The 19,226-nt window shown below is 39.8% G+C and carries 13 protein-coding genes and 1 tRNA gene; 11 read left to right on the top strand and 3 right to left on the bottom strand.

Going from position 1 to position 19,226, the window contains the following annotated elements:
• The first annotated feature begins 4 nt into the window (after positions 1–4).
• The 5 genes from guaA (at position 5) to rimI (ending at position 4,852) form a co-directional block, all read left to right on the top strand.
• Positions 5–1,582 carry a glutamine-hydrolyzing GMP synthase gene (gene guaA / locus BM380_RS08110; RefSeq protein WP_090493900.1) on the top strand — a complete coding sequence of 526 codons (1,578 nt, stop codon included), beginning with the start codon at positions 5–7 and terminating at the stop codon, positions 1,580–1,582.
• 637 nt (positions 1,583–2,219) lie between these two features.
• Positions 2,220–3,746: a response regulator gene (locus BM380_RS08115; RefSeq protein WP_254772061.1), complete on the top strand. Its 1,527-nt coding sequence runs from the start codon at positions 2,220–2,222 to the stop codon at positions 3,744–3,746.
• A 229-nt stretch (positions 3,747–3,975) separates the two neighbouring features.
• Positions 3,976–4,052, top strand: a tRNA-Trp gene (locus BM380_RS08120).
• Positions 4,053–4,116: 64 nt separating this feature from the next.
• Positions 4,117–4,401 carry a hypothetical protein gene (locus BM380_RS08125; RefSeq protein WP_090493902.1) on the top strand — a complete coding sequence of 95 codons (285 nt, stop codon included), beginning with the start codon at positions 4,117–4,119 and terminating at the stop codon, positions 4,399–4,401.
• Positions 4,388–4,852 carry a ribosomal protein S18-alanine N-acetyltransferase gene (rimI, locus tag BM380_RS08130; protein ID WP_175527457.1) on the top strand — a complete coding sequence of 155 codons (465 nt, stop codon included), beginning with the start codon at positions 4,388–4,390 and terminating at the stop codon, positions 4,850–4,852. Before BM380_RS08125 ends, rimI begins: the two co-directional genes overlap by 14 nt.
• Positions 4,853–4,855: 3 nt before the next feature.
• Here the strand turns inward: rimI and BM380_RS08135 are convergent, their stop codons facing one another.
• On the bottom strand, positions 4,856–7,513 hold the full coding sequence (locus BM380_RS08135) for an ATP-binding protein (protein ID WP_090493904.1): 2,658 nt from the start codon (positions 7,511–7,513) through the stop codon (positions 4,856–4,858).
• A gap of 347 nt (positions 7,514–7,860) precedes the next feature.
• On the opposite strand from BM380_RS08135, the gene prfC reads away from it, so the two are divergent.
• The 4 genes from prfC (at position 7,861) to BM380_RS08155 (ending at position 13,179) form a co-directional block, all read left to right on the top strand.
• Positions 7,861–9,450, top strand: a complete 1,590-nt coding sequence (prfC, locus tag BM380_RS08140) for a peptide chain release factor 3 (RefSeq protein WP_028833913.1) — start codon at positions 7,861–7,863, stop codon at positions 9,448–9,450.
• 62 nt (positions 9,451–9,512) lie between these two features.
• Entirely contained in the window at positions 9,513–11,255 is a 1,743-nt protein-coding gene (gene argS / locus BM380_RS08145) for an arginine--tRNA ligase (RefSeq protein WP_064663613.1), read from the top strand.
• A gap of 505 nt (positions 11,256–11,760) precedes the next feature.
• Complete coding sequence (gene pdxH / locus BM380_RS08150; protein WP_090493906.1) at positions 11,761–12,399, top strand: pyridoxamine 5'-phosphate oxidase; 639 nt, start codon at positions 11,761–11,763, stop codon at positions 12,397–12,399.
• A gap of 12 nt (positions 12,400–12,411) precedes the next feature.
• A complete protein-coding gene (locus tag BM380_RS08155; protein ID WP_090493908.1) occupies positions 12,412–13,179 on the top strand; it encodes a TatD family hydrolase in 768 nt (255 codons plus the stop codon).
• On the opposite strand, the gene BM380_RS08160 is transcribed toward BM380_RS08155, so the two are convergent.
• Positions 13,146–13,766, bottom strand: coding sequence for an AhpA/YtjB family protein (locus tag BM380_RS08160; RefSeq protein ID WP_013465696.1), 621 nt, complete (start codon positions 13,764–13,766; stop codon positions 13,146–13,148). The genes BM380_RS08155 and BM380_RS08160 overlap by 34 nt on opposite strands.
• Before the next feature lie 142 nt (positions 13,767–13,908).
• On the opposite strand from BM380_RS08160, the gene serB reads away from it, so the two are divergent.
• A complete protein-coding gene (serB, locus tag BM380_RS08165) occupies positions 13,909–14,934 on the top strand; it encodes a phosphoserine phosphatase SerB (protein WP_036953510.1) in 1,026 nt (341 codons plus the stop codon).
• Here the strand turns inward: serB and BM380_RS08170 are convergent.
• Positions 14,931–17,411 carry a PilZ domain-containing protein gene (locus BM380_RS08170; protein ID WP_090493909.1) on the bottom strand — a complete coding sequence of 827 codons (2,481 nt, stop codon included), beginning with the start codon at positions 17,409–17,411 and terminating at the stop codon, positions 14,931–14,933. The two genes, serB and BM380_RS08170, sit on opposite strands and share 4 nt — an antisense overlap.
• Before the next feature lie 354 nt (positions 17,412–17,765).
• On the opposite strand from BM380_RS08170, the gene radA reads away from it, so the two are divergent.
• Positions 17,766–19,151: a DNA repair protein RadA gene (radA, locus tag BM380_RS08175; RefSeq protein WP_013465693.1), complete on the top strand. Its 1,386-nt coding sequence runs from the start codon at positions 17,766–17,768 to the stop codon at positions 19,149–19,151.
• Positions 19,152–19,226 lie beyond the last annotated feature (75 nt).

Consider the following 19,226-nt stretch of genomic DNA (forward strand, 5'->3'; position numbering starts at 1 on the left):
CTTCATGAGCAAAGACATTCACGATTCACGAATCCTCATTTTAGATTTTGGTTCACAATACACGCAGTTAATCGCCCGTCGCGTGCGCGAAATTGGTGTTTATTGTGAGCTTTGGGCTTGGGATGTAACCGAAGAGCAAATTCGCGAGTTTAACCCACAAGGTATTATCCTTTCTGGTGGCCCAGAATCAACCACGCTTGAAAATAGCCCGCGTGCTCCTGAGTATGTATTTAATGCAGGCGTTCCAGTACTTGGTATTTGTTACGGCATGCAAACTATGGCAACGCAGCTTGGCGGCCGTGTACATAGCTCAGATAAAAAAGAATTTGGTTACGCACAAGTTGAAAAAGTGGGTAACTGTGCATTATTTGATGCCATTGAAGATCATATTATTGATGGCGGCAATGGCGTACTAGATGTGTGGATGAGCCACGGCGATAAAGTAATGGAAATTCCAGATACGTTTAAAACCACTGCTAAAACATCTACCTGCCCGCATGCTGCAATGTCTAACGAAGAAAAGCGCTTTTACGGTGTACAATTTCACCCAGAAGTAACGCACACACATCAAGGTCAACGTTTACTAGAGCGTTTTGCTATTGATATTTGTGGTTGTGAAAAATTATGGACGCCAGCAAAAATCATTGATGATGCTATTGAGCGTATCAAAGAAACCGTTGGCGACGACGAAGTTATTTTAGGCTTATCAGGCGGTGTAGATTCATCGGTTGTGGCTATGCTTATTCACCGTGCTATTGGTGAGCGCCTAACCTGTGTATTTGTTGATAACGGTTTACTTCGTTTAAACGAAGGCCAGCAAGTAATGGACATGTTTGGCAATAAGTTTGGTTTAAACATTGTTAAAGTAGATGCCGAAGATCAATTTTTAAATGACTTAGCAGGTAAATCAGATCCTGAAGATAAGCGTAAAGCTATTGGCCACACGTTTATTAATGTATTTGATGAGCAAGCTAAAAAGCTTAAAAACGCGAAATGGTTAGGCCAAGGTACAATTTACCCTGACGTAATCGAATCAGCGGCATCAGCGACTGGTAAAGCACACGTGATTAAATCGCATCATAATGTGGGCGGTTTACCAGATGACATGCAAATGGGCTTAGTAGAGCCATTACGTGAGTTATTTAAAGATGAAGTACGTAAAATTGGTTTAGAGCTAGGTTTACCGTACGATATGCTTTACCGTCACCCATTCCCAGGGCCAGGTTTAGGTGTGCGTGTACTTGGCGAAATCAAAAAAGAGTACTGTGATTTACTTCGCCGCGCAGATGCTATCTTCATTGAAGAGCTTCACAAAGCAGAGCTTTATCATAAAGTAAGCCAAGCGTTTACTGTATTCTTACCGGTTAAGTCGGTAGGGGTTATGGGCGATGCGCGTAAGTACGATTGGGTTGTTTCACTTCGTTGTGTTGAAACCATCGACTTTATGACTGCGCGTTGGTCACATTTACCGTATGAGTTTTTAGGTGTGGTTTCTAACCGTATCATTAACGAAATCGACGGTATCTCACGCGTTGTTTACGATATTTCAGGAAAACCACCTGCCACTATCGAGTGGGAATAATCCTATGCTGCAAGCCATTATTTTATTAATGGCTTGCTTTTTTATATGGAGATTAATTTTTTAACCATCGCCCAATTATAAACCCACCTAATTTAAAACCACCAAGCAGAACTTTATTAATACAATGACACAGTAGGGTGCATAAGCATATCAATCGAAACCTTAATGGCATTGAATAAGCTCGGTAAACTGTCCTTGTAGCGCTGCGCTTTGTAGACACTGTAAAAAGTACGGCTAAATTCGAAAACGTATCTATAATATAAATGAAAACAAACAACTCAGGTATGAGATCATAATTTTATCCTTATTTGCAGTGTACGATGTAAGCCCTTTCGCTGAAACTAGCTACAAATTAATAAAATGAATGTGTTAACACAGGTAAGAATAAAAGCGTTTTATTAATGCTTTGCTTTTCTACTGTAATGCTTAGAGCTCCATATTGATAACATGGACAAGCAAGCAAAAATACGCTGTTTATTGGAGGAGGAAATTGTTAAATACCATCCTACGTCTCCTATAGCTATTTATTGAAGCATAACTTGATATAAGGGTAGTGAGGTTTTTTGTGATAACTGATACATCAACGGTTAATAGGTTCGAAGAGCAAATGCAACTTTTCATCCTTTGGTTATTGTGTGTGGGTGGATTGTTAACTGCAACTAGCTTACTTATACTTGAGCTGCAGAATAATATATTATCACTAGTGATAATTGGTGTGTGGGAGTTATGCACATTAAGCGCTATTGCCTTTAAAAAAATTCGACAACGCTTATTAACGCTATTGGCTATTTTGATTACGTTGGCTTTTCCTTTTCTTATTTTGGTTAATGGCGTTATCCCGGTAAGTCTAGCGCCGCTTTTTGTGGTAGTATTAGTGCTCGTCTTAAAGAGCAAAACGCGTATTATCTGCATTTGCATCTTAAATATTGCGCCATTAATGTTACTTGCCAATGCTGAGCCCCAAACCACAGCGATAGTGGTGCGCATTGTGTTTAGCAGTATCGTTCTTTCCATCTTAGTTTATTATTTTCTTAATAGTTATCAAGCCCTAGTCGATAAAACTCAATCGCAATTAGATACCAACGAACGAATATACGGGGTCATTGGGCATGAGTTGCGAACACCCGCTGCAACCATAAAAATGCTGATAGATATTGAGCTTGAACAAAACTGTTCGAAAAATATTTTAGAGGTGCAGCGGTTATCAAGTCACTTACTGTGTGTATTAGATGATATGAAGACGTCCTCTAATAGTACTTCGTTAGGCATGTACAAAAATAATGAAACTATATCGGTTCATGATACTGTTGAACGGGCGATTGAAGGAGTAAAGCCTTTAGCCGAAAAGTATAATTTTATTATTAACTTCTCAGCAAAAAGAGCAGTTACAGAGCATCATATAGGCTCCACTAAAGCTATCTTCCAAATTATTCAGAACTTAATTAAGAATGCCATATTACATAGTGGTGGCAGCACAGTCACTGTAATTAAATCAACCGAATCTTTAAGTCATGATAAAACCCATTATTGTATTAATGTTATTGATGATGGTAAAGGTATAGATGCCAAGTTTCGAGATAAGATGTTTAATGCATTTGAGCGTGGCGAGACATTGAGTGAAGGCACTGGACTTGGGCTTAATATCTGCAAGCAAATAGCTAACACTTTGGAAGAGGGGGATTTAAACTATATTAGTAGCAAAAACGGTGGCGCTAATTTTGAGCTTACCTTTGTTTTACATAGTGTTGATGAGGATGATGCAACTTCATTATTAACAGATGATTTCGAATTACTACAAAACCTAAAAATACTATTAGTCGAAGATACACCAATTTTGCGCATGGTAGCTAGTAAGATCCTTAGCCAAAATGGCGCGATAGTGACTGAGGCAGAGGATGGTATTATTGGTTTAAATCAGGCAGGCACAGGCGATTTTGATTTAGTCATTACAGATATCATGATGCCAAATTGTGATGGCTACGAACTAACTACTAAACTTCGTGAGCAAGGCTTTGCTAATCCTATTATTGGTGTAACAGCTGCCACGGTTGGCAGTGAAGCTGAACGCTTAATTTCGTGCGGCGCGAATGCGGTTTTACCTAAGCCATTAACACTTTTAAATATTACAGAAGAGCTGAAGAAGTTAAAAGTAATTAAAGTTTAAGTGTTTACTGGTAATTACTCTATGGCTAATTTGAAGTCAGAGTATCTATTTTAGTTTTACACTGTGTTAGCTAAGACACTATAAGCTAGTGAGAGTGGTTGTTAAAAAGTGAAAAATCATAAATTAGCATGCTAATTCGCCGTTTTGTTTATTTAAAAAGCAAACAAACCAAAAAGTTGATTTTTTACTTTACCTTTGTCAAAAGGTCTTTATAATTCATCGTCATTGCAGGGGCGTAGTTCCAATTGGTAGAACAGCGGTCTCCAAAACCGACGGTTGGGAGTTCGAATCTCTCCGCCCCTGCCATTTCTTCTTTACATCGTTTTGATTACTTCCTATATTATTCATCTTACTAATCCATCGAGTTGTTATGCATTCACGTTACGCATTTGTTTTTGGTATAGAAAAGCTTGAACTTAATCAACACTTTCGCCCAGCTCAAGCTGAGTTGTCAGCGACTTCATCGTTAATACTTTGTGATACATTAAAAGATGATATTGAGCGTGCCTTTGCGCCTGTAACAATAAACTCAATTGTTAAATCATCAACCATTGAGTTTAGTGAGCAACAATTAGGCCTGCCTGATTCTAACCTAACCTGTGCGCAAAAACGTTCGTTATGGGCTTTAATGAGTGAACACCTTGATACACTTTAAGTCGGTTACCGATGAGAATATCAATGAGCTGATGGCCATTGAAAATGTCTGTCATACACACCCTTGGACGTTAAAAACAATGCAGTCGTGTTTGCAGGGGCGCTATTTTAATTTAGCTGCGTTCGATGACGAGCAAATGATAGGCTTTTACATTGGTGAAAAAGCAGGGCCCGATTTTACCTTAATGGATATTTGTGTCGCCCCGAGCTTTCAGGGACAAGGATTTGCTAAGCAGTTATTAACGCAGTTTATAGCGTACGGCGAGCAACACAGTGCCGAAAACTTATTTTTAGAAGTGAGAGAGTCTAATACGCGGGCGATTGCTTTGTATGAGCGTGCGGGCTTTATTGAAATGTCAGTACGTAAAAATTATTACCCCAGCGATGCGCCAAATAAAAACGGCTTTGAAGATGCGATTTTAATGGGCATGGCACTGGGTTTAAATTTTTAATGATTACTTATTAGCGATGGCTTGTTCTATTGCTGTAATGAGTTCTACAACGCGTTTTTCTCTTTGAGTCATATCATTGCCTTTTAAACTTTGCTCAAGCGCTGATGCGCTATGGTAAATATCATCAAAGTTAAAACAACCAGCACTGCCCTTAATACTGTGGGCAAGTGCGCGTAGTGTTTCGCAATCTTGGTTGTTATAAAGGGTTTTTATCTGCTTTAAGTAATCAGGTAAACTTGCTAAATAATTAGCATTTATTTGCTGAAATTTCTCACTTTTTAATAAGCTATCCCACTTATTTTGATTATCGCGTTCAAGGTGTAAATAGCTGACTAATACATTTTCTAGTGCGTCTTTATCAATGGGTTTACCAAGCGCTTTGTTACAGCCTGCTTCAAGGTAAGTATCTATATCATGGTTCATGACATTTGCGGTCAGGGCGATAATTGGGCCATCGTAGGCGGCATCTCTGAGCATTTTAGTTGCTTCTAAGCCGCCCATAACCGGCATTTGCATATCCATGATTATAAGCTGATAGTCGTTCACTAGTGCCATTTCTACTGCTTGTGCGCCATTATTGGCTATATCAGGCTCTAACCCCCATGTTTGAAGGAGTAATTTTATCAGCAACTGATTATCGGGGTTATCTTCTGCCACTAAAATATGCGCATCAAAGTTATTGGTTGCAAAAGAAAGTTGCGGGTCTTTTTCGGGTGATAGCTGAGAGTGTTCAGTCAAAAGCAGGTTACTACTAAGCCCATTACCTAAATGACAATCTATATCGATAGTAAAACAACTACCCACACCCACTTCACTGGTGACGCTGACATCGCCACCGAGCAGCTGAGCCAAATTTTTTGAAATACATAGCCCTAATCCTGTACCACCAAATCGGCGTGTGGTTGTGGCATCAGCTTGTTCAAATGGCGTAAATAATCGACTTATTTGGTTTGCCGACATGCCTATACCGGTGTCTTCAACTATAAATGTAAGAATTTTTGGTGCTTGAAATTTTGCCGTAATTGTTACTTGGCCTTGCTCAGTAAATTTAACTGCGTTACTGGCAATATTAATCAGTATTTGTTTTAAACGAGTAACGTCACTATTTATGGTATGTGGTAATGGTAGCGAATAATTAATTGTAAATGAAAGCTGTTTCTCTTGTGCTAAAGGTTTAATGATTGATTCAACATCATGAATAAGCTGCACAACATTTAATGGTGTTTGCTCAACAGCGAGTTTTTCGGCTTCAATTTTTGATAAATCGAGGATGTTATTAATAAGCTCTAATAAATGTTTTGAATTACGAAGAATAGTGCCTAAATGATGTTTATCGTTTGTTTTCTTATCGTTATGCAGTAGTTGCTCGGTAAAACCCATAATAGCAGTGAGCGGAGTGCGAATTTCATGACTCATATTGGCTAAAAAACGGCTCTTAAGCTGGTTTGCTTGCTCTGCTTGAGCGATGGCTGTTTCAAGCTTACTATTCATTGATTCTAGTGCCTTAGTACGGCTCTCTACTTTGTCTTCTAAGTGATGCTTATATTCTTCTAGCTGCTCTTGATAGTGCTTAATTTGGTTAATCATGTGATTAAAGTCGTTAAACAGTATGCCTACCTCATCGGTTGTATAAGCAGGCAGTGTGACTGAGAGGTCGCCATCACCAACGCGATGACTTGCTTCACCTAGTAATTCAATTGGGTTAAGCAGTAAATTGCGCACCACAATAAATATTAAGATCGGTAGGGTGATCACAGAAATAATTACAATTAGCCCAGTGATGACACTAATTGCTTTACCTGATTGATACAGTACCGCTTTAGGAATGGTCGACACATAATAGTAGCCGCCACTCATTTGGGCTGCGAAAATCAATCGTTCTATTTTATCAACGCTCGAAAGCTCAATGGTTGATAAGCTGCCAATATCAGCTAGGTCATTAATTTTATTAAGTTCATACTCACTAACATAGTGGCCACGCATTTTGTAATCAGAGCTAAATAAAATTTTACCATCATTGGCGAGCAGTAAATTTAAGGTGTTGTTATAAGGGGCTTCTAAAATACTGGTGTTTAAAATCGAAGGTTCGACCTTAAGGACAATAAAACCAAGTTGTTGTGGGCGTTTTAAATAGTAGTCAACGCTGTATATGCGTTGCACAAAATATAAGTTGGTGGTGCCATCTTCTTTTTGCACCATAAACTGCTGCTGGCTTAAATTGCTTTGTATGACTTGGTCAAAAAACGGATAAGACTTTGGCGCGACAGTTAAATTACTGGAGTAATAGGCATCACTTTCACCGGTTTTTGAGACTAAATTAATACTAATAATATCAGGGTAGGCTTCACTGTAACTGGCAAATACATCCATTAACGCGCCAAGGCGATAGGTATAGCTGGCGTCTTCAAATAAATCTTTAGCTAAAAAGTCACTTAGTACCGGTGAGGCAGAGAGTAACTTAGCCGTTGCATGAAAAGAGTCTATATAGTTAAATACTTTTTGCTGTTGTTGCTCTACAAAGCGACTCATGATCAAGTCAGCTTGTTTTTGCGTAGAGTTAGTTACATTAGTGAGCGTAAACCCACCTAAAAATAACAACGGCAGTATAACCAGTGGAGTTATATACCATAATAATCGAATACTTAGCTTACTGGTTTTCATTACCCAACATCAAATCCTCCATGTAATCGAACAATAATATGATTTACAGAACCATTACTCAAGCTTGGTGTTAAGTTAGTGGGCAATTTATAGCGTTATTGTTAATAATCGCTGAAAACACCAAACTTAAAAAAGATCCGTTAATAACCAACCATTGATTGTTTATAAAGCCAAGATCAGCGAAAATAGTCTTCAATTACGATTAACTTAACGGATAGCGTCACAAGAGCTAATTTGGGTTCTTGTTGGGGTATGTTGAGCTTTCTAGGTTAGCTTGTTTTTAGCCTTGAAAGCTCAGCATACTAAAATACAAATACATCCGTATATCAACTAAAAGAACCTTTTTAATGGCAGACCAAAATCTCCTTAGCGAAATTAATAAACGCCGTACCTTTGCGATCATCTCGCATCCGGATGCGGGTAAAACCACTATCACAGAAAAAGTATTGTTATTCGGACAAGCAATTCAAAAAGCCGGAACAGTAAAAGGCCGTGGCTCTAATCAGCATGCTAAGTCTGATTGGATGGAAATGGAAAAAGAGCGTGGTATTTCTGTGACTACCTCAGTAATGCAATTTCCATATAACAATGCGTTAGTTAATTTACTTGATACTCCAGGACACGAAGACTTCTCTGAAGATACTTACCGTACATTAACCGCGGTAGATTCGTGTTTAATGGTGATAGATGCCGCCAAAGGTGTAGAAGAACGTACCCGTAAGTTAATGGAAGTAACACGCCTGCGCACCACGCCGATTGTTACCTTTATGAATAAATGTGACCGTGATATTCGCGACCCAATGGAACTACTCGACGAAGTAGAAACAGAGCTAAATATTGCTTGTGCACCTATTACGTGGCCAATTGGCTGTGGTAAAGAATTTAAAGGTGTTTACCATATCCATAACGAAGAAACTATTTTATACAAAACAGGCCAAGGTCATACTATTCAAGAAGTGCGTAGCATTAAAGGACTTGATAACCCAGAGCTTGACCAAGCGATTGGTGATGAACTTGCAGCCCAGTTACGTGACGAGTTAGAGCTGGTTATTGGTGCATCACACGAGTTTGATTTAGATCTGTTCTTAGCGGGTGAGTTATCGCCTGTATACTTTGGTACTGCACTTGGTAACTTTGGTGTAGATCATGTTCTAGATGGACTGACTGAATGGGCGCCAACGCCTTTACCTCGTGAAACAGAAGACCGCCAAGTTGTAGCCACAGAAGAAAACTTCACTGGGTTTGTATTTAAAATTCAGGCCAACATGGATCCAAAACACCGTGACCGTATTGCCTTTATGCGTATTGTGTCGGGTAAATACAGCCAAGGCATGAAAATGAATCATGTGCGTATAGGTAAACAAGTGAGTATTTCTGATGCGGTAACCTTTATGGCGGGCGATCGTGAGCGTGCAGCTGATGCTTACGCTGGTGATATTATTGGTTTACATAACCACGGTACGATTCAAATTGGTGATACCTTTACCCAAGGCGAAAAAATTAAGTTCAGCGGTATTCCAAACTTCGCCCCTGAATTATTCCGACGTATTCGTCTGCGCGATCCATTAAAACAAAAACAGCTATTAAAAGGACTGGTACAGCTTTCAGAAGAGGGCGCAGTACAAGTATTCAGACCATTAATTAATAATGACTTAATTGTAGGTGCGGTAGGTGTGTTGCAGTTTGACGTGGTGGTAGCGCGTTTAAAAGCTGAATATAACGTTGATGCAATTTACGAAAGCGTGAATGTAAATACAGCCCGTTGGGTTAGCTGTGATGATGTTAAAAAGTTTGAAGAATTTAAACGTAAGTGCGAAAGCAACTTAGCACTTGATGGTGGCGATAATTTAACTTACATCGCGCCGAGTCGTGTAAATCTTAACTTGTCGACAGAGCGTTACCCTGAAGTGACATTTAATCACACGCGTGAAAACTAGCACTTAGCCTCTAGAATTAACACAAAGCCTGCTTTGGCGGGCTTATAAAGGTAAATAATATTATGAATATTCGTACTATTTTAGTAGAAAAAGCCATTGCCGCTATGACCGCCGCAGGCCTACCAGAAGATACTAACCCAGCGGTTACCCAAAGCACTCGCCCACAGTTTGGTGATTACCAAATTAATGGCGCGATGGGCGCAGCTAAAAAAATGAAAAGTAACCCGCGTGAATTGGCGCAAAAAATTATTGATCAGTTAGATGTAAGCGACATTGCCGAAAAAACGGAAATTGCTGGCCCTGGTTTTATTAATATTCACTTAAAGCCGGAGTTTTTAGCTCAAAGCGTACAAGCTGCTAATAACCACGCAAAACTTGCCGTAAATGAGCACGCCAAACCACAAAAAGTAGTGGTTGATTACTCATCGCCTAACCTTGCAAAAGAAATGCACGTAGGTCACTTACGCTCAACTATTATTGGTGATGCCGTAGTACGTGCGCTTGAATTTAGAGGCGATACCGTTGTTCGTCAAAATCACATGGGTGATTGGGGCACACAGTTTGGTATGCTAATTGCGCATTTAGAAGATCAAATTAACCAAGGTGTTGATTTAGATACTGTTGCGCTTGCTGATTTAGAAACCTTTTACCGCGATGCGAAAAAGCGTTTTGACGACGAAGAAGGCTTTGCCGATAAAGCGCGTAACTACGTAGTTAAACTGCAAGGTGGCGACGCACACTGTGAAAAACTGTGGAAACTATTTATTGCCACTTCAGTTAAGCATTCTGAAGAAGTATACAAGCGTTTAAATGTAACACTGACACCTGCCGACATTATGGCTGAAAGTGCTTATAACAGTGAACTTAACGATATTATTAGCTTATTAAAAGATAAAAATATCGCAGTAGAGTCGCAAGGCGCACAAGTGGTATTTTTAGATGAGCTGGCAAATAAAGACGGTGAACCTTCAGCGTTTATCGTACAAAAATCAGGTGGCGGCTTCTTATATGCAACCACAGATTTAGCAGCGTGTGATTATCGCTCAAACAAGCTAGGCGCTGAGCGTATTTTAATTTTTGTTGATGCACGCCAGAGCCTTCACTTTAATCAAGTAGAGCTAACTGCACGTAAAGCCGGTTTGTTACGCGATGAAACTAGTTACGAGTTTTGCCCATTTGGCACCATGATGGGCGCTGATGGTAAACCATTTAAAACCCGTACAGGCGGCACGGTTAAATTAGCTGATTTGCTTGAAGAGTCAATTACTCGCGCAGCAGCTAAATTGGCTGAGCGTGAATCAGATTTATCTGACGAAGACCGTAGTGAAATTGCACGTAAAGTGGGTATTGGCGCAGTTAAATATGCTGACCTTTCTAAGCATCGTACCAGCGATTACATCTTCAACTGGGACAGCATGCTAAGCTTTGAAGGTGCAACAGCCCCTTACTTGCAATATGCTTATACGCGTGTTCGCAGTATTTTCCGTAAGTCTGGCGTTGATGCTGCAAGCTTAAAAGCCAATGTAAGTATTATTGAGCCGCAAGAGAAAACGCTCGCGCTTAAATTATTGCAGTTAGAAGAAGTCCTTGATCTGATGATCAATGAAGCAACACCGCACGTATTATGTGGTTACTTATACGAACTAGCTAGTTTATACATGACATTCTATGAAGCTTGCCCTGTACTTAAAGAGGGCGTAGAGCCAAGTGTTCGTGATAGTCGTTTAGTGTTGTGTAATTTAGTGGCAGATACGTTAAAAACGGGTTTAGATCTGTTAGGTATCGAAGTCATGGAGCAAATGTAATCTGCTGCGTGTAGTTCGCTTTGACTGCGTTGTCGTGCTTTTTTACCCTAAGTCACATACAAAAACGTATGCTCCTTGGCATAAAAAAGCACTTCGCCTTGTCAGCACTTCTACACTTGCAGATGCGAAGCTTGGCACTAAATAGTTGACCCTAATCACATACAACTACGTATGCTCGCAGGGATAAGTCGAGTGTCCGCCTTATCTTAGACTAAACTACTTAGGTGAACGTCTGCTGCGTGTAGTTCGCTTTAGCTGCGTTGGTAAAACTATTTAGCCTAAGTCACATACAAACCGTATGCTCCTATGCATAAATAGTTTTACCGCCTTGCTAGCACTCCTAGACTTACAGATAATTTTAGGTTTAGGTGTTAGATTTATATTGACACTGTTCGGTATGTCCACCAATTTTGTAGCTGATAGCTGATAGCTGATAGCTGATAGCTGATAGCTGATAGCTGATAGCTGATAGCTGATAGCTGATAGCTCTTTAGAAGGATTTGATATGAAACTCGAAGATATTCGTCGTGAATACCTGCAAGATGCGCTCAGTGAAGACAACTTGCTTGATGATCCGTTTAAGCAGTTTGAAACCTGGCTTGAGCATGCTGTTGCCAGTAATTTGCCCGACCCTACAGCAATGGTGGTCGCTACGGTTGATGACACTGGTCAGCCTTCACAGCGTATTGTGCTGCTAAAGCATTTAGATGATAACGGTTTTGTGTTTTTTACTAATACCGGTTCACGAAAAGCACAAGAGCTTAAAGGCAATAATAAAATTTCCTTGCACTTTCCATGGCACCACATGGAGCGCCAAGTAATTGTATATGGTGAGGCGCAGCCGCTTCCAACGTCTGCCGTGGCTAAGTACTTTTTATCACGTCCAAAAGAAAGTCAATTAGCCGCTTGGGCGTCGCAACAAAGCCGCCCGGTGTCGTCGCGCAAAGTGTTAATGGAAACCTTTGCCAATATGAAAAACAAGTTTGCCAAAGGTGAAATACCACTCCCTGATTTTTGGGGTGGATATTGTGTTGTGCCGCAAAAAATCGAGTTTTGGCAAGGCGGAGCTCACCGTCTACATGATCGCTTTATGTATCAGCGTCAGGCCGATAGTAGCTGGCAAATAACGCGCTTAAATCCGTAGTGGGCTAGTTTTTTGAAGTTTATAGACTCGCATTGCCATCTTGATTTTAGTGAGTTTGATGCAAACCGCGAATCACTTATTAATGCCTGTGTAGCAAAGGGCGTTAGCCAATTTATTGTGCCAGGTATTAGCTTGGCGCAATCTCAAAACCTACTAGAGTTTAAAGCAACCTACCCACAAATTAGAATAGCGGCAGGGCTACATCCTTATTTTTTAGAGCAACACCAACAATCACATTTAGAGTCATTATTTAATTTTGCTAAAGCAAATAAAACACAGCTGGTGGCTATTGGTGAGTGCGGGCTCGATCGCAGTATTTCCAATCTTGAAAAACAAACCTTTTTGTTTGAGCAGCAAATAGCGCTTGCTAATGAGCTTGATTTACCGCTAATTGTTCATCACAGGCAAAGCCATGATTTAATTGCGCAGTCGTTTAAGCGTTGTAGGCCAAAAAACGGCGGTGTGATCCATGCTTTTTCAGGCTCAATTCAACAAGCGCACTATTATATAAAGCAGGGTTTTAAACTTGGAGTCGGTGGGGTTATAACTTACGAGCGTGCAGCTAAAACACGTGCTGTTGTAGCAAAGCTTGAGCCGCAGCATTTAGTGCTTGAGACAGACTCACCTTCAATGCCGCTAAGTGGCTATCAAGGGGAGGTAAATACCCCATTGCATATTCCTAACGTATTTGATGCGCTTTATGGTTTAAAACCAAATAGCGATAAATTTCAATTAGCTGAGCAGCTTTATGATTCATGCTCAGAGGTTTTTTGTATATAACGATTTACTTGCCAGCGCTTTAATCCTCGGCCTAATTGCCAAGTAAAAATACAGGCAATCACTAACATAAGTAGCACTTGGCGACCTAAATCATGAAAATGATTATGGCTAGCCGATACCGCAGCACGGGTTAAATAGGTAATAGATACAAAGCCAATCGGGCGGTTGTCGTCTGAAATAACTTGCTCAACAAAAGGCGTTTTTAACTTACTAATACCCGGTGATGAGTCAGGTAATAAGCCATACACATGATGCGATTGCCAATTATCGCTGCTCGCAAGTACCACACCTTGTTTGTCATAAATAGTGGCCGAGAGTACAAATTCATCTTTACTGATATTGTTGCATAAGGTGGTCAGTTGCTGCTTGTTTTTTTCTATCAGCGGATTTTTAGCATTCAGTGCCATAAACTGAGTGAGAGATTTAGCTGCGCTATTGGCATTATCGTAAAGCAGTTGATGACTTTGAAAGCTACTATTTATACCCACCCAGCTTAATAATACAAAGCAGCCAGCGGCCAATAGCAAACGGACTAAACGCTTTTTTTGCGAGGCTGTAAGTGGATTTTTAAGATGGTTATTTTTCATAGTCACCGTATATGCTGCTGACAGCATTTTGATTTGATGTTACAACTACACTATAACCTTAAATCCACCCTGATGGCGAATTTTGTATCTTATATCCTTATCATCAATGCGCTAAATGTCAGGAAATATAAACGGAGAACCCATGTCGAACGCGAACATGGCACAGCACAGCGCTGAGCAACCATTATCACAACTTACCCTAAATAAATGGTTCAGCTATCAAAAGGGCGTATTTGCACCTTTAAATACAATTCCAAGCAGAGAACGAGGGCTTTTTAGTATCGCATTTGCAGGCGATTTTAGTATGGCGCATATCAATAGCATGATTGAATTTTTTGCCACTCATCAGCAAAATGTGACAGCAATGTGCCAATACCAGCCAGATTTAGGGTTATCTCCGGCATTATGTTTTTATATAGAAAATACAGAGCAGGCAATAAACCCACTTGAACTTCAAACTTTTGCAAATACCTTGACGTGTCAGTTAGTGCAAGTAACCAATCCCCCTGATTTAAAAAAACCAGGATTATTGGTAATGGATATGGATTCAACAGCCATTACTATTGAGTGCATTGATGAAATTGCGCGTTTAGCCAATGTATATGACGAGGTTGCCAGCGTGACCGCGCAGGCAATGGCAGGCAAGCTTGATTTTAGTGAGAGTTTAAACCAACGCGTTGCCAAGCTAAAAGGGATTGAAAAAAGCTTAATTGATGATCTAAAAAGTGCACTGCCTTTAATGCCGGGTATTAAGGCATTGTGCCAAATTTTAAAGCACCACCAATGGTATTTAGCCATTGCATCAGGCGGGTTTGTGCCCTTTGCAGAGCGTGTACAAGAGTTAATTAATTTAGATGAAGTGCATGCCAATGTATTGGAATTTAAAGACGATAAACTAACAGGTAAGGTGTTAGGAGGCATTGTTGATGCTGAGCAAAAAGCGGTTATTTTAGAATCGCTCCAACAAAAACTAGGCCTTGAAAAAACGCAAACTGTTGCCATTGGTGATGGCGCAAATGATTTAAAAATGATGGCTCAAGCAGGATTAGGCGTTGCTGTGCATGGCAAACCTAAAGTAGTTGAACAAGCCCAAGCAGCTATTTGCCAAGGCTCGTTATTACAATTGCTGTATATGTTGGCGGTTCCGCTAAATCCATCACAGGGTTAACGTAAACGGTTTAACCAAATTAGTTTTCGCCTAGACATTTGCTCAACCTGTTGTTGGTTGAGCGATAAATGTACAAGGGCTTCGTCACTTACATCAATAATATCGCCAACTCCCGATACTGACCACAAGGCATCCTCTAAGTCTTTAGCCTTGTGAATTGCGTATTGGCTAACGTATTTTAGCTCATTTGCTAAGTAGTCAGTATCGAGTCGACCAGTACGTGAAATATATAAACGCATTATAAAAACCAGCTCAGACTTCAGCCCTTTACTTACTTGCTGTTTAAACTCGCTGCAGTCGGTGCCTAAAATACACTGACTGGTAATTGCATCGGCTATATTTTCTTTTTTAGGATCGAAGTTAATCACCAAACTAAATTCTAATGGCGAGTCTTGGCGAGAGCGCTCTTTAATATTCGGGGTGATCACATCAGCAATGTGCGCTTTAGTAATAATATTTGATAAGTCTGTTTTAGTATTTAGCAGTGCAAAATTTTGTAAAATAACATGCAGAGGGCTTGGATATAAACCAAATCCCATGGCGCCAATTTCAAAGTGAGCCATTGATTTATGTAAGTATATTGGGAACTGGCAAAGTGTTTTGGTTACCATATTTCTAAGTGCTGTAGAAAGCCCAGGTACTTTAGGTGACTCCTCTGCTATTTTTAATTTTTGTTTATTGCTGTCAATTAAAAGAGTAAAAAAATCGACCCCAGTATGAGGCAATTTTTTCTCTACATGTGCTTTTAAATTAATCGTGGTTAACGATTTACTTACCGCCATCACTTCATATTGAATAAGACTTAATGAATAACTTTTGGTGATTTTTTGTAAATCAGGGAATGACAGCGACACGATATCGCCTTTTTTAAAGTTTACTTCTTGATTACACTCTAGCTGTAAACCAAAGACTGAAAAGTCCCGAGTATGGCCATGCAGTACTGAGTCACGGGTGTTAATAACGACGCTGGTTTTATAAAGGTAACGCTTATTAGAACGAAGGTTCACGTACTCTAACGGCACGGTATTTAGCTCCGGCGGTGATGCATGCTTACTGTGGCCAAACAATTTCAATTTATTGGCCAAGGCTTTATCAAATTCATACTGTTGATAATGCTGTTGTTCATGCTTATTACCTACTTGAGTAAGTAGCATTAAATATTTTACGTCTTTTATGGCGCCTTCAACACGTGGTGAAGGCGGTTTATTAAGTTTCTCAATATCCTTACCCAAAGAGTTAGGTAAAGATAAAGGAATATAAGCATCTTCAGTATGGCTTGGCATCAATTGTAATTTAAAGCAGCGCCAACTGTCTCTTCGGCTACCAAAACCAAAAAATAACGCTTTTAATTGTGCATGTTGCTCAAGCTCTGAACGAGTGGCTGAATAGTAGTAAATTTTTCCTGCAGAGACATGGGTAAAGGTATATAAATATTCCTCTTTTACAGCAACAGGTTTTAGTGCCAAGTTACGAATACGCTTATGGTTTAACACACTGTATAGGCAAGATACTTTGCGCTCATCGGTAAAGTAACGCTGAATAAACAGGCTGTTTTCTGTAGTTAAACTTAAGCTTGGATAATAAACACCGTTTTTTTGACTTATAAAAACGTATAGCGAATTGACCCTAGGAATGTAATATTGCTCGTATCCTTTAGAAATAACTGCATCGAGGGTGTTATCTAAGTTCACTTTGTAGCGGCGTTTATTGCCGTGAATAAAGCTTTCTAAAAAATGGTCAAACGCGGTGTTGTTTTCTTTAAATGTGCGTTTTAAGCGAATATGATTAAATTCATCCGAGGTGTTTTCTATCGCAACCACTTCGTATTCAATCCCATTTTTTAACCCAAGCTCAAAATCTTGTTCAAGGCCAACTAAGTGCATAACAATAAGCTGACCTTTTTTTAAGTTATAGCGGGATGCCAACTTAATTTTACAGCCACTGAGTGAAATATCAGAAGTACTTGCTTCAATTTTTGTTTGCTCATCGTACTCAATAGTAATTTTAATTGAGTAATTCATTCGCTCTTCGCTACGACTTTCATAAGCCGCAAACTTAATTACATCGGTGGGTAGTTCGGGTAATGGTTCAATTATTTTAGCTGGGGTGGTCGTTGATTTTTGCTGTAATACACGATAATTATTTTCGGTGTTCATCACCGCTTCGTACACGGCAAGGGTGTAGCCTTTATGTTGTTTTATTGCCGCTTCGAATACTTCAATGGCGGTGTCATCCATAAAGTGTTGTTTACCGTTATGCTCATATGGTTTTACTTGGCCGGTTACTGAGCCACGCAGATCAATAAAGCGGTCTATCGGCTGAGATAAACGCGACATTTCCATTTTTATTAAAAACTGCTCGGGTTTGCTTAACTCGGCGGTTTTTGACTTGAAAATGAGATCAAACTTAGCATTTCCCAAATACTGTTTTAATTCATTTACAAGCGCTTCATGCTTGAGCAATACGTCTTCAGCCATTTATAAATCATCACCGTCTAATTTAAAAGTAGGTATACTGTTGCAATCATTTATTAGAGAATTAAATAAATCTAATATCGAAAAGTAGTTAAATGCGACCACGATATTATGCGTAACTATACTTTGTGTTTATTGTTATTCGTTATGAGCCAATTAATTGGCATGTTTTTATTAGCTTTTTAAAGCAAGAAGCATGCCCTAAAGCAGGTTCAGTAAAACGGCACCAGTATAGTGTGAGTGTGATACTAAATGCGCTATTCCACAAGGCGTTGTTGCTAAGGTAAAGCCAGCAATGGCAAAATAAGCGCTTAACAGTCAATATTTCAAAATAAAGAATAGTAGGTAAGGTTTTAAATGGCTAAAGCGGCAAAAGTAGAGTTTGTTTGTACAGAATGTGGCATGAACTATCAACGCTGGCAAGGTCAGTGTCGCTGCGGTGCGTGGAACACATTAGCAGAGTTTAAACCTTCTGCAGGGCAAAGCAAAAAAGTAGCAGCTCGTGCAAGTGTCGGTGGCTACGCCGGTGGTATTGGCGGTGGCTCTAAAAAAATTAATGAAGTAGCAACCTCAGAGGCAGAAAAACAGCTTACTGAAATTGGCGAACTTGACCGTGTACTAAGCGGCGGTGTAACCACCGGCTCGGTTAATATTATTTCTGGCGATCCGGGGGCGGGTAAAACCACGCTACTATCGGATTTAGTGGCAAGAATGTCTCAGCGCATGCCATCGCTTTATTGTACTGCTGAGGAGTCTTTGTCGCAGTTTAAAAACCGAGTAAACCGTTTAAAACTTAACTATAACGAAGATGAGCTCTATTTACTTTCTGAAACCAGTGTTGAAACCATTATTGAAGAGCTGGATAAAAACAAAATTAAGTTTGCCGTTATCGACTCTATTCAAGCCGTGGTCACCGACACCGCTAATGGTAGCCCTGGCTCACCCTCGCAAGTAAAAAGTGCCGCTCAAGCGCTAACCCAATATTGTAAGCAAAACGATGTCACTATGTTCATTATTGCTCACGTAAATAAAAATAATGAAATAGCTGGCCCGCAAACATTAGTGCATATTGTTGATGCACTGTTACATATTGATACCAATGATGGTCAAGTGCGTACGCTGCGTGCTAATAAAAACCGCTTTGGTGATATAGATACTGTGGGCATTTTTAAAATGTGTGAACGCGGTATGCTCAGTGTGGATAACCCCAGCGAAATTTTCTTATCCGGTTCAACCACTGAATCACCGGGGTCGACGATTACTTGTATTCGTAAAGGTAATCGTAATCTACTACTCGAAATTCAATGTTTAACCACTGAAACAGAAGCAGAATTTCCACAGCGAGTATGTGTTGGTTTAAATATGAACCGGATTAAAATGCTCACTGGTATTTTACGTAAACACACTAAAACTAAAATATTCCACGATACTTTTTTTAATATTGTGGGCGGCCTAAAAATTGATGAATCAGAAACCTGTATTGATTTAGCGCTTGTTACTGCACTTTTAAGTAGCTTGAACGAGTTTGTTGTACCTCGAACCACCTGTATTATGGGGGAGCTAAGTTTAAACGGAGATGTCCGTCCAATCGACAGTGGTGTACCCCGTGTTAAAGAAGCGGCGCAACATGGGTTTACTGAAATATTTATCCCATTTCGTAACTACCATAAATCGATGGAAGGGCTGGGCGCTAAAATAACGCCAGTTAAAACAGTGCACGAGCTACTGAGTTTAATTAACTAGCAAACAAAAAGTGCTTAACGATGCATGTTCTCAATGTTAGTCTTGCTTAAAGCCACTTATATAAAGAGTTTAATA

The sequence above is a fragment of the Pseudoalteromonas sp. DSM 26666 genome (genome assembly GCF_900116475.1).
GTDB lineage: Bacteria > Pseudomonadota > Gammaproteobacteria > Enterobacterales > Alteromonadaceae > Pseudoalteromonas > Pseudoalteromonas tetraodonis.

What these genes read in the sequence shown, in the direction of transcription:
- guaA (WP_090493900.1), top strand. Translation starts at nt 5, where the DNA reads ATGAGCAAAGACATTCACGATTCACGAATCCTCATTTTAGATTTTGGT.
- BM380_RS08125 (WP_090493902.1), top strand. Translation starts at nt 4,117, where the DNA reads ATGCATTCACGTTACGCATTTGTTTTTGGTATAGAAAAGCTTGAACTT.
- BM380_RS08135 (WP_090493904.1), bottom strand. Translation starts at nt 7,513, where the DNA reads ATGAAAACCAGTAAGCTAAGTATTCGATTATTATGGTATATAACTCCA.
- prfC (WP_028833913.1), top strand. Translation starts at nt 7,861, where the DNA reads ATGGCAGACCAAAATCTCCTTAGCGAAATTAATAAACGCCGTACCTTT.
- argS (WP_064663613.1), top strand. Translation starts at nt 9,513, where the DNA reads ATGAATATTCGTACTATTTTAGTAGAAAAAGCCATTGCCGCTATGACC.
- pdxH (WP_090493906.1), top strand. Translation starts at nt 11,761, where the DNA reads ATGAAACTCGAAGATATTCGTCGTGAATACCTGCAAGATGCGCTCAGT.
- BM380_RS08160 (WP_013465696.1), bottom strand. Translation starts at nt 13,766, where the DNA reads ATGAAAAATAACCATCTTAAAAATCCACTTACAGCCTCGCAAAAAAAG.
- serB (WP_036953510.1), top strand. Translation starts at nt 13,909, where the DNA reads ATGTCGAACGCGAACATGGCACAGCACAGCGCTGAGCAACCATTATCA.
- BM380_RS08170 (WP_090493909.1), bottom strand. Translation starts at nt 17,411, where the DNA reads ATGGCTGAAGACGTATTGCTCAAGCATGAAGCGCTTGTAAATGAATTA.
- radA (WP_013465693.1), top strand. Translation starts at nt 17,766, where the DNA reads ATGGCTAAAGCGGCAAAAGTAGAGTTTGTTTGTACAGAATGTGGCATG.